The sequence below is a fragment of the Streptomyces sp. NPDC047525 genome (genome assembly GCF_040643025.1).
GTDB lineage: Bacteria > Actinomycetota > Actinomycetes > Streptomycetales > Streptomycetaceae > Streptomyces > Streptomyces durmitorensis.
Genome location: NZ_JBEYTL010000003.1, coordinates 750333 through 763641, shown reverse-complemented (window position 1 = coordinate 763641; position 13309 = coordinate 750333). Strand labels below are relative to the sequence as shown.

Sequence of the window (13309 nt, the reverse complement as noted above, 5' to 3'; positions counted from 1 at the left end):
GCTGGTGCGTGATGCAGTTTTGAGTTCCGCTTGAAGCGTTGAGTTCCGGGCCGCGGCGACGCCTGGGCGCGACAGGACAGGTGTCAGCGCCGCCGCGGCCCGGAAGTTGAGGGAGCTCCTGAAGCCTCTGAGGGCTTCTTAGAGCTCGGCGCCCGAGAGGCGCTCCACGCCGCGCAGCAGCGCGGAGTGGTCGAGGCCGCCGTCACCCTGCGTGCGCAGCGAGGCGACGAGCTGGGCCACCACGGCACCCACCGGGAGCGAGGCACCGACATTGCGGGCGGCGTCGGTGACGATGCCCATGTCCTTGTGGTGCAGGTCGATCCGGAAGCCGGGCTTGAAGTCGCGGTTGAGGAAGTTGTCCTTCTTGCGGGTCAGGACGGTCGAGCCCGCAAGCCCCCCGTTCAGGACGTCGAGGGCGGCGGTCAGGTCCACCCCGGACTTCTCCAGGAAGACGACTGCCTCGGCGCACGCCTGGATGTTCACGGCGACGATGAGCTGGTTGGCGGCCTTCACGGTCTGACCCGAGCCGTGCGGACCGCACAGCACGATGGTCTTGCCGAGGGCGTCGAGGAGCGGCTTGGCCTCGTCGAAGTCGGCCTGCTCACCGCCGACCATGATGGAGAGCACGGCCTCGATGGCGCCGGCCTCGCCACCCGACACGGGGGCGTCCAGGACGCGGATGCCCTTGTCCTTGGCGGCCTTGGCCAGGTCCACGGAGGTCTGCGGGGTGATCGACGACATGTCGACGATCAGCGCGCCGGACCGCGCGTTCTCCAGGATGCCGTTCTCGCCGTACGCGATGGCCTCGACCTGCGGAGAGGCGGGCACCATCGTGACGATGACGTCGGCGTCCTTGACGGCCTCGGCGATCGACTTGGCGGCGACGCCGCCGGCCGCGGTGAGGCGGTCCAGCTTGTCCTGCTCAAGGGTGAAGCCGGTGACGGAGTAACCAGCCTTGATCAGGTTCTCGGACATGGGGGAGCCCATGATGCCGAGTCCGATCCACGCGATCTTGGGAAGGTTGCTCATGGTGGAGCCTTTCTAGCTACGGGGTGATGCGGGGCAATCGGGTGGGTGGGCGGGAAGAATCCGCCGCGAAGCGGCGGCCTAGTCCGCAGCCGGCAGCCAGCCGAAGGCCTCGGAGCTGGGCCGGTCCCCGGCCTTGTACTCCAGGCCGACGTACCCCTCGTAACCGGCCTTCTGGAGCTGATCCAACAGCTCCTCCAGCGGAAGCGACCCCGTGCCCGGGGCCCCCCGGCCAGGATTGTCGGCGATCTGTACGTGCGCGGTCTGGGCGACGTACCGATCGATGACGGCAGGCAGGTCCTCGCCGTTCATGGACAGGTGGTACAGGTCCATGAGGAACTTCGCGTTGCCGAGCCCGGTGGCGGAGTTCACCTTGTCCACCACGGCGATCGCCGCGTCCGCGCTGACGATCGGGCAGCGCGGCGACTCCGGCTTGTTCAGGGCCTCGATCAGCAGCACCGCGCCGACGCGGTCGGCCTCGCGGGCCGCGAGCACCAGGTTCTCCAGGGCGAGTTCGTCCTGGACGGCGGGGGTTACCCCCTCCACCCGGTTGCCGTACAGCGCGTTGAGCGCCTTGCAGCCGAGGGACTGTGCGAAGTCCGCCGCCACCGAGAGGTTCGCGCGGAACTTGTCGCTCTCCTCGCCCGGAATCGACAGGGCGCCGCGGTCCGGTCCCGGCAGCTGACCGGCGTAGAAGTTCAGGCCCACCAGCTGTACGCCGGCGTCCGTGATCGCGGCCCGAAGGGCGTCGAGCTCGGACTGCTCGGGGGTGGGGGCGTCGACCCAGGGCCACCACAGCTCGACCGCCGTGAAGCCCGCCGCGGCGGCAGCCGCGGGGCGCTCCAGGAGCGGGAGTTCCGTGAAGAGGATCGACAGGTTCACATTGAAGCGCTGGTCGGAGTATCCCATGGGGCTTCCGCGCTCCTTCCGTATTGCGGAAGTTAATTTCTGTCTGATGGAAGATTGCCGTCGAGGATCCGCCCTTGTCAAGAGGGGGCTGCCGGAAAATCACCACACGGCAGTAGGTTGTGCGCGTGCGATTGAGAGTGGAGTTCACGACCGAACCCTTCGACCTGGACGAGGCGCCCGCCCATGCGGTGGTCGCCCGTGACGTCATCCAGGGGGCCGAGCTCGACGCCGTGGACGTCGGCCCCTTCGGCAATACCGCGGAAGGCGGCGCCGACGAGGTCCTGACCGCCGTCGACGCCTTGCTGCGCAAGGCCCTGGAGGCGGGCGCCACACGCGTCTCGCTCCAGGTGAACGTGCTCGGAGAGTCGGGGGAGGCCATCGAATGACCGGTCCCAGAGACGACCGCGACCCCTTTGTGGCCGCCGTCAAGCCGCTCGTGGACGCCATGGGCGGCGAGATCGTGGCGCCCGACGAGGCGGGCACCGACGACGTCGTCCTCGCCTGGCAGGGCGAGGACGTGCTCGCCGTACGCCTGCCGCAGCTCGCGGACTCCCTCGACCACATCCTGCTCGCGCTCGAGCGCAAGCGCGGGGTGCCCCTGTCGGATCTTGACCGCAAGGCCAAGCAGGAGGTCGTACGGATACTCGAGGCGCGAGGCGCCTTCGCCGTGCGGCACGGAGTGGAGACGGTGGCGGGCGCGCTGGGCGTCTCGCGCTTCACTGTCTACAACTATCTCAACCGGTCCACCTGACGTCCCAGGTCAGAGCACCCCTGAAGGCCGTCGTCCGTTAACCGGACGGCGGCCTTTGTTACTCGAAGTTTTCAACAAAGTGTTGACGTGGTGTTTCGGCTGGCGTTAGCTATCCGCAGCCCGTCCAGCACAAGGCCGTATGGCCACGGAGGCACCCGTGACTTCGAGCTCGACGCCGGGCCCAGCCCGGTTCAACGCCTTGACGGAGAGTGCGGCCACCGCCGCCCTCCACGAGGCCTGCGCCTCATCGGCCTGGGGAAGCAAACTGCTCTCCCAGCGCCCGTTCCCCACTGTCGAAGCCCTCTTCGCCGCAAGCGACGCCGCCATGGCCGAGCTGACCGCCGAGGATCTGGCCGAGGCGATGGCAGGGCACCCGCCGATCGGCCGCCCGAAGCCCGGGGACCCCACGTCGTCCCGCGAACAGCGCGGCATGGCGGGGGCCTCCGAGGAGCTCAAGGCCGAGATGCTCGAACTGAACCTGGCCTACCAGGAGAAGTTCGGTCATGTCTTTCTGATCTGCGCCACCGGCGCGACCGGTGAGCAGATGCGCGATGCGATGAAGGCCCGGATCGGCAACACCGCCGAGCAGGAGCGCGAGATCGTGCGCACCGAACTCGGGAAGATCAACCGAATCCGGCTGACCCGTCTCGTAGAAGAGGACAAGGACTGATGAGCACTGACACCACCGCCTCGGTGTCCACGCACATCCTGGACACCAGCGTCGGACGCCCCGCCGAGGGCGTCGCCATCTCGCTCACCGCCCGCAGTGGCCGTGACGCCGAGTGGGTGGCACTCGGCGGCTCCGCGACCGACGCGGACGGGCGCTGCAAGGACCTGCCGGCGCTGCCGGAAGGCACCACCCATGTGCGGCTCGACTTCGAGGTCGAGACGTACTTCTCCAAGAAGCAAGCCGAGGCGCAGCAGGACGCCCCCCGCGTAAGGGACAGCGGTGCGTTCTTCCCGGAGGTGGCGATCACTTTCGCCGTCAACCCGGGCGAGCACTATCACGTACCGCTGCTGCTCAACCCGTTCGGCTACTCCGTTTACCGAGGGAGCTAGCAGACATGCCCACGATTCTCGGCCAGAACCAGTACGGCAAAGCAGAGAACCGCGTCGTCAAGATCACGCGGGACGGCGACACCCACCACATCAAGGACCTGAACGTCTCGGTCGCCCTCTCCGGCGACATGGACGACGTGCACTACTCCGGCTCGAACGCCAACGTCCTGCCGACGGACACCACCAAGAACACGGTGTACGCGTTCGCCAAGGAGTTCGGCATCGAGTCCGCCGAGCAGTTCGGCATCCACCTCGCCCGGCACTTCGTCACCACGCAGGAGCCGATCAAGGTCGCGCGGATCCGCATCCAGGAGTACACCTGGGAGCGCATCGCGACGTCGGACAACAACTCCAGGTTCATCGGCTCGGACGAGGTCAACCACTCCTTCGCCCGCAAGGGCCAGGAGCTGCGCACCACGCAGATCACCTTCGACGGTGAGAACTGGGAGATCATCTCCGGGCTCAAGGACCTCACGGTCATGAACTCCACCAACTCGGAGTTCTGGGGATACGTCAAGGACAAGTACACGACGCTGAAGGAGGCGTACGACCGCATCCTGTGCACCGACGTCGCCGCCGCCTGGCGTTACAACTGGACCAGCGACGCGGACCGGATGCCCAACTGGGAGAAGTCGTACGAGCAGGCCAAGAAGCACATCCTGCAGGCCTTCGCCGAGACGTACTCCCTCTCGCTGCAGCAGACCCTCTACCAAATGGGTTCGCGCGTCATCAACAGCCGGAGCGAGATCGACGAGATCCGCTTCTCGCTGCCGAACAACCACCACTTCCTGGTGGACCTCGAGCCCTTCGGGCTGAAGAACGACAACGAGGTCTACTTCGCGGCGGACCGCCCCTACGGCCTCATCGAGGCCACGGTTCTCAGGGACGGGGTCCAGCCGAAGATCCCGGTCGACATGACCAACCTCTGACGCGGGACGCGCGCCCCCGCCCGTCCGCAGCGGACGGGGGCGCGCCACACCGGAGGGAACAGCAGCAATGGCACAGCCTGCAAAAGGGTCTACGAGCGGCCCGTGTTCCACCCCATCGGACATAGCCGACGGCGAGTCAACTCCCGCCTGTCATCCGGTGGATGAGAAGCTTCACCCCTCGCGGCTGGTCCCCGCCGCGCTCCAGCACATCGCCGCCATGTACGCGGGCGTCGTCACTCCGCCGCTGATCATCGGCCAGGCCGTCGGCCTGGACACGGTCGCGCAGACACGCCTCATCGCCGCGAGCCTGCTGATCGCCGGACTCGCCACGATCCTCCAGACGCTCGGCGTCAAGGGCTTCGTCGGCAACCGGCTCCCCTTCGTGAACGCCGCGTCATCCGCGGGCATCGCACCCATTCTCGCCATCGCCGAGAACAGCGCCAAAGGCCACCAACTCCCGGCCATCTACGGCGCGGTGATGGTCGCGGGCGTCTTCTGCCTCGCGGTCGGACCCTTCTTCGGGCGTCTCCTGCGCTTCTTCCCGCCGCTCGTCACCGGCGTCGTCATCACCCTCATCGGCGTGACGCTAATGCCCGTGCCCGTCACCTGGGCGCAGGGCGGCGACAAGACCGCCGCCGACTTCGGCGCCATGAAGTACCTCGCGCTCGCCGCCTTCACGCTCGTCGTGATCCTCTTCTTCCAGCGCTTCGGCCGCGGTTTCCTCAAGCAAGTCGCCCTGCTCCTGGGCATGTTGATCGGCACGCTGGCCGCGATTCCGTTCGGGATGGCAGACTTCGGCGCCCTCAAGTCCGCGCCGGTCGCAGCCCTCCCGACGCCCTTCGCCTTCGGCGCCCCGGAGTTCCAGCCCGCCGCGATCCTCTCGCTCTGCATCGTGATGCTGGTCCTGATGACCGAGTCGTCGGCCGGCATGCTCGCCCTCGGCGAGATCTGCGACCGCAAGAGCGACGGAAGGACCATCACCCGCGGCCTGCGCACCGACGGCATCGCGACCCTGGTGGGCCCGGTCTTCGGCGGCTTCCCCACCTCTGCCTTCGCGCAGAACGTCGGTGTCGTCTCCTTGACACGTGTCCGCAGCCGCTATGTAGTGGCCGTCGCGGGCGGCGCCCTCATCGTGCTCGGCGCCTTCCCGATGCTCGGCGCGGTCGTCAGCCTCGTACCGATGCCGGTCCTCGGCGGCGCGGGCATCGTCCTCTTCGGCTCCATCGCCGTGAGCGGCATCCGTACGCTCTCCGAGGCGGGCCTCGACGACAGCTCCAACATCATCCTGGTGGCCGTCGCGCTCGGAGCGGGCATCATCCCGCTCGCCGCGCCCACCTTCTACGCCGAATTCCCGGCCTGGGCGCAGACCGTCCTCGGCTCCGGAATCAGTGCGGGAGCGCTGACCGCGGTCCTGCTCAACCTGTTCTTCAACCATCTCGGCACCCGCAGCCCCGCGGCCGCGGCACTCAAATCTTCCTAGGGTCATGCCGTGCCCACATCGCCACACGCAAGAGAAGGAAGAAGCACCATGGCAGCACCGGCAGACCTGCAGCGCATCGTCATCGAGAACTGCGCGATCGCGACCGTCGACGCCGACGACACCGAGTACGCATCGGGACACGTCGTCGTCGCGGGCAACAAGATCGAGTCCATCGGCGCAGGAAAGGCCCCCGAGGGCCTTCAGAACGTCGTACGCCGCGTGGACGGGACCGGTCACCTGGTGACCCCCGGCCTGGTCAACACGCACCACCACTTCTACCAGTGGATCACTCGCGGCCTTGCCACCGACCACAACCTCTTCAACTGGCTCGTCGCGCTCTACCCGACCTGGGCGCGCATCGACGAGCAGATGGTGAAGGCGGCCGCGCAGGGCTCGCTCGGCATGATGGCCCGCGGCGGTGTCACCACCGCGATGGACCACCACTACGTCTTCCCGAAGAACTCCGGTGACCTGTCCGGCGCCATCATCGGCGCCGCGAGCGACATGGGAGTGCGCTTCACCCTCGCCCGCGGCTCCATGGACCGCAGCGTCAAGGACGGCGGCCTGCCGCCGGACTTCGCCGTCGAGACCCTCGAAGGCGCGCTCGCCGCGACCGCCGAGACCGTCGACAAGCACCACGACGCCTCCTTCGACGCGATGACCCAGGTCGCCGTCGCCCCCTGCTCCCCGTTCTCGGTCTCCACCGAACTCATGAAGCAGGGCGCCGAGTTGGCGCGAGCCAAGGGCGTACGTCTGCACACCCACGGCAGCGAGACGGTCGAGGAGGAGAAGTTCTGCCACGAGCTCTTCGGCATGGGCCCCACCGACTACTTCGAGTCGACCGGCTGGCTCGGTGACGACGTGTGGATGGCGCACTGCGTCCACATGAACGACTCCGACATCGCCGCGTTCGCCCGCACCGGCACGGGTGTCGCGCACTGCCCGTCCTCCAACGCGCGTCTCGCGGCCGGCATCGCCCGCGTCCCCGACATGCTCAAGGCGGGCGTCCCGGTCGGCCTCGGTGTCGACGGCACCGCGTCCAACGAGTCCGGCGAACTCCACACCGAACTGCGCAACGCGCTCCTCATCAACCGCCTCGGCGCGCACCGCGAAGCGGCTCTGAACGCACGTCAGGCCCTGCGTCTTGGGACCTTCGGCGGCGCCCAGGTCCTTGGCCGCTCCACGCAGATCGGGTCGCTCGAGCCGGGCAAGCTCGCCGACCTGGTCCTCTGGAAGATCGACGGCATCGGGCACTCCTCGATCGCCGACCCGGTGACCGCCATCGTCTTCGGCGCGGCGGCCCCGGTCACGCTCTCCCTCGTCAACGGCAAGCCGGTCGTCGAGAACAGCCGACTGCTGAACGTCGACGAGGACGCCATCGCCCGCTCCGCGCGGGACGAGGCGCAGCGCCTCGCGCGGATCGCCGCCGAGGCCTGACCCAAGAACTCCGGTCAAGGGGGACGGCCCTTGACCGGACTTGAGCAGCCGAGCGGGTTGCTCAAGTGCCGCCCCGGAACGTGGCCCAAAGCTTCACGTTCCCGGGGCGGTCAGTACTACCTGGGCGCACCACCCACAACTTCATACCGAGCAAGTCCTTGCACCACGCACCACCTCCCAGAAGCGAAAAGTGCCGGCAATGCGGCCCGTACTGGAAAACAACCGGAGGAGCCACAGTGGCCACTCAGCCCAGGTTCACCAAGCAAGGCACCACCCCAGACCCATCCGAAGCCGACGGCGAAAGCGCCATACAAGAGATCCACCCCGTCGACCAGAAGCTCCCCCCGCTCAAGATGGCGACGACCGGCCTCCAGCACGTGGCGGCCATGTACGCGGGCGTCGTCGCCCCGCCGCTCATCGTGGGCGCGGCCATCGGCCTCTCCGCGAAGGAACTCACCTTCCTGACCGGCGCCTGTCTGTTCACCGCGGGCCTCGCCACCTTCCTCCAGACGCTCGGCATCTGGAAGATCGGCGCCCGACTGCCCTTCGTCAACGGCGTCACCTTCGCCGGTGTCGCCCCCATGCTCGCGGTCGTCGACTCGACCAAGGACAAGGACGACGCTCTCCCGATCATCTTCGGGGCGGTGATCGTCGCGGGTGTCCTCGGCTTCATCGCGGCCCCCTTCTTCTCCAAGCTGGTGCGCTTCTTCCCGCCGGTGGTGACCGGCACGGTCATCACGCTCATCGGCATCTCGCTCATGCCGGTCGCCTTCGGCTGGGCGCAAGGGCCCGTGCCGGGCGCCGACGACTACGGCTCGATGAAGAACCTCGGCCTCGCGGGCATCACCCTGGTGATCGTCCTGCTCCTGCGCCGCTTCACCACCGGCTTCGTCAAGCAGATCGCGGTGCTCCTCGGTCTCGTCGTCGGCACGGTCATCGCGATCCCGTTCGGCGTCACGGACTTCAGCCCGGTGGGCGACGCGGACATCGTCGGCTTCCCGACGCCGTTCCACTTCGGCGCCCCGCAGTTCGCGGCGGCGGCGATCGTCTCCCTCTGTGTCGTCATGGTCGTCTCGATGACCGAGTCCACCGCCGACATGCTGGCGCTCGGCGAGATCGTGGAGCGCCCCGCCGACGAGAAGACCATCGCGGCCGGTCTGCGCGCCGACACCCTCGGCTCGGCGATCAGCCCGCTCTTCAACGGCTTCATGTGCAGCGCGTTCGCGCAGAACATCGGCCTGGTCGCGATGACGAAGATCCGCAGCCGGTACGTCGTCGCCGTGGGCGGCGGTTTCCTGGTCCTGATGGGCCTGTGCCCGATGGCCGCCTCGCTCATCGCCGTCGTACCGCGTCCGGTGCTCGGCGGCGCGGGTGTCGTCCTCTTCGGCTCGGTCGCGGCGAGCGGCATCCAGACGCTGGTCAAGGCGAACCTGGAGCGGGACAACAACGTCCTGATCGTGGCCGTCTCGCTGGCCGTCGGCCTCATCCCGATCGCGGCGCCGGAGTTCTACCACGCGTTCCCGGAGACCGCGAACATCATCCTCGACTCGGGCATCTCCACGGGCTGTGTGGCGGCGGTGCTCCTGAACCTGGTCTTCAACCACATCGGCAAGCGCGGTGAGGACGACGACGTGACCAACCCGATGGAGCCTGGGGGAGAAATCGCTGAACAGAGGGTGCACGAAGGGTCTTCCGCAGCGGGGGCCCACTGACGTAACGTGCGTGACGCCGCCCGCATCGCGGAAGTTACTTTCCAGTCGGACTGATGGTCGGTCCCGCCGCGCGCCTCGTGAACTCCCGCGCGGCAGGGCCGACTTCCGGCGTCACGCACACGGAAGAAGCGCCACCCATGAGTTCTCAGCTTCCCCCTGCCGACAAGCCCGCACCGGCTCCTGAGGTGCACCCCGTCGACGAGATCCTGCCGCCGGGCCGGATGCTCGTCGCAAGCCTCCAGCACGTCGCCTCCATGTACGCGGGCGCGGTCTCGGTCCCGCTGGTCGTGGCCGTCGCCGCCAAGATGTCGCCGGGGGACACCGCCGTACTCATGGGCGGGAGCCTCCTGATGGCGGGGATCGCGACCCTGCTCCAGACCCTTGGCATAGGCAATTTCATCGGCTCCAAGCTCCCCTTCGTCAACGGAGTCTCGTTCGCGGGCGTCGGCGTGATGCTGACGATCCTCACGACCCAGGGCGGTGTCGAGGCGGGGATGCCCGTCGTCTTCGGCGCGATCATCGTCTCGAGCATCTTCGGATTCCTGGTGAGTTCGTACTTCTCGCGCCTGGTCCGCTTCTTCCCGCCGGTGGTGACGGGGTCGGTCATCACCCTGATCGGCGTCTCGCTCATCCCCGTCGCGTACGACTGGATCGTGGACGACTCCCCGACGGGCACCCCGGAGCCGGGCAGCATCGGCCTCGCCGGTGCGACGGTCCTGGTCATGCTGCTGCTCCAGCGCTTCACGCGCGGCTTCCTCAAGCAGATCAGCATGCTCTTCGCGATGATCTTCGGTACGTTGCTCGCGATCCCGATGGGCCTCGCCGACTTCTCCAAGCTGGACGACGCGGCCCTGGTGGGCATCCCTTCCCCACTCCACTTCGGCGCACCTGAGTTCAACATCCCGGCCATCATCTCGATGTGCGTCGTGATGCTGGTGATCCTCACCGAGTCGACCGCCGACATGATCGCCCTGGGCAAGATCGTCGACAAGGAGGTCGACGAGAAGACCATCGCCCGCGGCCTGCGCGCCGACGCGCTCGGTTCCGCGCTGAGCCCGCTGTTCAACGCCTTCCACGCGAGCGCGTTCGCGCAGAACATCGGCCTGGTCGTGATCTCGAAGGTCCGCAGCCGCTTCGTGGTGGCTCTCAGCGGCGCCATCCTCGTCCTGATCGGCCTCAGCCCGGCAGCGGCGGCACTGATCTCGGTCGTGCCCATGCCGGTCCTGGCCGCCGTCAGCCTCTTCCTCTTCGGCTCCATCGCGGTCAGCGGCATCCAGACACTGCTCCAGGCGGACCTGCACCGGGGCGACAACGCCCTGATCGTCGTGGTCACCCTCGGCGCGGGCCTGGCTCCCGCGCTCTCGGACGGCTTCTACGACGCGTTCCCGGCCTGGGCCCAGATCGTGCTGGGGTCGGGGATCTCCACGGGCTGCCTGCTCGCCGTCGCCCTGAACCTGGTCTTCAACCACCTGGGGAGCAAGGCGAGTTCGGCCGAGCCGGAGCCCGCGGTCACCCACTGAGCCCAGTGGCGCGGCGAGGGCGGGACGCGGGAAACCGACGTCACCCTCGCCGCGCCACGTTCGTGTCGCATACGTGCCAGACCGGGGCCGTACGGCGCTGTTGAACTCGGCGGCATGCCCGCACCCGCCGCAAAGGCCCCGTTCGCAGCCTCCTCCGCCCGCCCACGGCAGGGCGGTTGGCCGGCCGTCATCGCCGTCACGCTGGGGATCTTCTCCATCGTCACCACCGAGATCCTGCCGATCGGCCTTCTCACCCCCATCGGCGACACCTTCGCCATCTCGGACGGCACGTCCGGCCTGATGATGACCCTGCCCGGCATCCTCGCGGCCGTAGCCGCACCGACCGTGACGGTCACGACCGGCCGCGTCGACCGGCGCCGCATGCTCTGCGCCCTGATCCTGGTCCTCGCCCTCGCGAACTTCCTCGCGGCGATCGCGCCCGGCTACTGGCTGATGCTCGTCTCCCGCGTCCTCGTCGGACTCGTCATCGGCGCCTTCTGGTCCATCGGGTCGGGTCTCGCGGCCCGCCTGGTCCCCGAGGCGCAGGCCGGGCGGGCGACCGCCGTGATCTTCTCGGCGGTCCCGCTGGGCTCCGTGCTCGGCGTTCCTGCGGGGACTCTGCTGGGTCAACTCGCGGGCTGGCGCGCGGTGTTCGTGGTGATGGGCGTCCTGACGCTGGCCGTCCTCGCCGCGCTGGTGGTGACCGTGCCCTCGCTGCCGCCGAAGAGCGTCACCCGGCTGACTGTTCTCCGTGACCTGCTCGGCTTGCCCCGCGTCAGGGTCGGCCTGGCCGCGACCTTCCTCATCGTGACGGCGCACTTCGGTACGTACACCTACGTCACCCCGTTCCTGGCGGACGTGACGCATGCGGGCCCGCAGCTCATCACCGCATTCCTCCTGGCATACGGCGCTGCGGGCATCGTCGGCAACTTCGTCGCGGGCGCGTGGGTGAGACGCGAGCCGCGCGTCACGTTCATGGTGGCCGCGTGCTTGCTCGCCGCCGCGACGCTGCTGCTGCCCGTCCTCGGCACGGGAAAGGCGGGCGCGCTCGCGCTGCTCCTGGTCTGGGGCGTCGCGTACGGGGCCGTGCCGGTCTGCTCGCAGACGTGGTTCGTGACGGCGGCGCCGGGTGCGCCCGAGGCCGCGTCCGTGGTGTTCACGTCGTCGTTCCAGGCGACGTTCGCGTTCGGCGCGCTGGCGGGAGGCGTGGGGGTGGACGCGGCGTCCACGTCCGTGGTGATGGCCCTTGGGGGGATCGCTGCGGTGCTGGCTGCGGTGACGGTTACTGTGCCTGCGCCTCGCCGGCGGCGGCGTAGGTGGTGAAGTTCTGCCAGGCGGTGGGGGTGAGGGCGAGTTGGGGGCCCTCGGGGTTCTTGGAGTCGCGGATGTGGATGGTGGTGGGGCAGGGGGCTACTTCTAGGCAGTCGCCGGAACCGCCGCTGCTGTAGCTGGACTTGCGCCAGTGGAGGGCTACTTCTACGCAGTCGCCGTCGCCGCCACTGCTGTAACTGCTCTTGAACCAGGCCAGTTCGGGGGTGCTCATCATGCTCCTCGCATCCGCTGCAGCAGGCTCACTGAGTCTTCCAGCGTAAGAGCCTGTGAGCGCATCCTGGCATACCGCGTTTGCAGCACGCTGATCTCTCCCGGGTCGGAAATGAACTGACCGCCACGCTGCCCCTCGCAGTATGCGAACCATTTATTGTCCGGTGTCTCCGACAGCTGCATCGGACCGTCCAGTCCCGCATGTGTCTCCCGCACCAACGGCATGACCTGAAGCTCGATGTTCCTACGTGCTGCCAGGCCGAGCAGATGCTCCATGAGCCCACGAGTCACCTCCTCCCCACCCATCCGCCGCAGCAGCAGGTGCTCTTCGAGGATGAAGCTGTACGCCGTGTTGGGCCGCTCTGTCAGGAGCCTCTGCCGTTCCTGGCGCGCTGCGAGCTGAGCCTCGATCTGCTCGTCGCCGAGCGGCGGAAGCTGGTTGGTGAACAGCGTCCGCGCGTACGCCTCCGTCTGTAGCAAGCCCGGAATCAACCGGCATTCGTACGTGTAGAGATTCAGTGCTTCCTGCTCGAGCTGGGCCCAGCGGCGGAACCACGACGCGAGGCCCCGCTGCCTTGAGAGCTGATTTGCCATCAGTCGCAGCGTTCCGAACGCGTCCAGACTGACCTCAGCCTGGTCGACGAAGCGAGGTGGAGGAAATCGCCGCCCCTGCTCGATCGAGGCAAGGAAGTGCGTGGAGTAGCCGATCTCAGGCGCCAGCGCCTCCTGGGTGAATCCCGCCCGCTTGCGGAAGCTCTTGACCGCAGCGCCGAAGGCCTTGAGCCCATCCGTCGGTTCGGGCTCGTTACTGCCCTGCGTACTTGACGACATCACGGGTATCCCCTGACGCTCGCTTACCGGTCCCCGCCAACTCGCCCATGGTCACGGTCGGTTACGCGTACTGTCCACACTTCGTACTCGTACAAATACGGAGCGTACGAGTT

General features: G+C 68.0%; 14 protein-coding genes. 10 read left to right on the top strand and 4 right to left on the bottom strand.

Features of this window, described 5'->3' with window-relative positions:
• Positions 1 to 138: 138 nt before the first annotated feature.
• Complete coding sequence (locus tag ABZ833_RS12320) at positions 139 to 1029, bottom strand: 2-hydroxy-3-oxopropionate reductase (RefSeq protein ID WP_249586932.1); 891 nt, start codon at positions 1027 to 1029, stop codon at positions 139 to 141.
• Positions 1030 to 1107: 78 nt separating this feature from the next.
• Positions 1108 to 1935, bottom strand: a complete 828-nt coding sequence (locus ABZ833_RS12315) for a TIM barrel protein (RefSeq protein WP_361044685.1) — start codon at positions 1933 to 1935, stop codon at positions 1108 to 1110.
• Positions 1936 to 2060: 125 nt separating this feature from the next.
• On the opposite strand from ABZ833_RS12315, the gene ABZ833_RS12310 reads away from it, so the two are divergent.
• From ABZ833_RS12310 to ABZ833_RS12265, 10 genes are all read left to right on the top strand, one after another.
• A complete protein-coding gene (locus ABZ833_RS12310; protein WP_249586930.1) occupies positions 2061 to 2321 on the top strand; it encodes a hypothetical protein in 261 nt (86 codons plus the stop codon).
• Positions 2318 to 2686, top strand: a complete 369-nt coding sequence (locus ABZ833_RS12305; RefSeq protein ID WP_361044683.1) for a helix-turn-helix domain-containing protein — start codon at positions 2318 to 2320, stop codon at positions 2684 to 2686. The genes ABZ833_RS12310 and ABZ833_RS12305 overlap by 4 nt, the downstream gene beginning before the upstream one ends.
• A gap of 157 nt (positions 2687 to 2843) precedes the next feature.
• Positions 2844 to 3356 carry a 2-oxo-4-hydroxy-4-carboxy-5-ureidoimidazoline decarboxylase gene (gene uraD / locus ABZ833_RS12300; RefSeq protein WP_361044681.1) on the top strand — a complete coding sequence of 171 codons (513 nt, stop codon included), beginning with the start codon at positions 2844 to 2846 and terminating at the stop codon, positions 3354 to 3356.
• Complete coding sequence (gene uraH, locus ABZ833_RS12295; protein WP_361044678.1) at positions 3356 to 3745, top strand: hydroxyisourate hydrolase; 390 nt, start codon at positions 3356 to 3358, stop codon at positions 3743 to 3745. Before uraD ends, uraH begins: the two co-directional genes overlap by 1 nt.
• Positions 3746 to 3750: 5 nt before the next feature.
• Positions 3751 to 4674: a factor-independent urate hydroxylase gene (gene pucL, locus ABZ833_RS12290; RefSeq protein ID WP_361044676.1), complete on the top strand. Its 924-nt coding sequence runs from the start codon at positions 3751 to 3753 to the stop codon at positions 4672 to 4674.
• A 67-nt stretch (positions 4675 to 4741) separates the two neighbouring features.
• Positions 4742 to 6154, top strand: a complete 1413-nt coding sequence (locus tag ABZ833_RS12285; RefSeq protein ID WP_361044673.1) for a nucleobase:cation symporter-2 family protein — start codon at positions 4742 to 4744, stop codon at positions 6152 to 6154.
• Between the two features lie 48 nt (positions 6155 to 6202).
• Positions 6203 to 7591: an 8-oxoguanine deaminase gene (locus ABZ833_RS12280; RefSeq protein ID WP_361044670.1), complete on the top strand. Its 1389-nt coding sequence runs from the start codon at positions 6203 to 6205 to the stop codon at positions 7589 to 7591.
• A 353-nt stretch (positions 7592 to 7944) separates the two neighbouring features.
• Positions 7945 to 9303: a nucleobase:cation symporter-2 family protein gene (locus tag ABZ833_RS12275; protein WP_361044855.1), complete on the top strand. Its 1359-nt coding sequence runs from the start codon at positions 7945 to 7947 to the stop codon at positions 9301 to 9303.
• A 137-nt stretch (positions 9304 to 9440) separates the two neighbouring features.
• Entirely contained in the window at positions 9441 to 10823 is a 1383-nt protein-coding gene (locus ABZ833_RS12270; RefSeq protein ID WP_361044667.1) for a nucleobase:cation symporter-2 family protein, read from the top strand.
• Positions 10824 to 10937: 114 nt separating this feature from the next.
• Positions 10938 to 12146 carry an MFS transporter gene (locus ABZ833_RS12265; protein WP_361044665.1) on the top strand — a complete coding sequence of 403 codons (1209 nt, stop codon included), beginning with the start codon at positions 10938 to 10940 and terminating at the stop codon, positions 12144 to 12146.
• On the opposite strand, the gene ABZ833_RS12260 is transcribed toward ABZ833_RS12265, so the two are convergent.
• Both ABZ833_RS12260 and ABZ833_RS12255 read right to left on the bottom strand, forming a co-directional pair.
• The gene (locus ABZ833_RS12260) at positions 12106 to 12366 is read right to left on the bottom strand and encodes a DUF397 domain-containing protein (protein ID WP_361044852.1); all 261 of its coding nucleotides are present in this window, start codon (positions 12364 to 12366) and stop codon (positions 12106 to 12108) included. The two genes, ABZ833_RS12265 and ABZ833_RS12260, sit on opposite strands and share 41 nt — an antisense overlap.
• Positions 12366 to 13196, bottom strand: coding sequence for a helix-turn-helix transcriptional regulator (locus tag ABZ833_RS12255; RefSeq protein ID WP_361044663.1), 831 nt, complete (start codon positions 13194 to 13196; stop codon positions 12366 to 12368). The genes ABZ833_RS12260 and ABZ833_RS12255 overlap by 1 nt, the downstream gene beginning before the upstream one ends.
• Positions 13197 to 13309 lie beyond the last annotated feature (113 nt).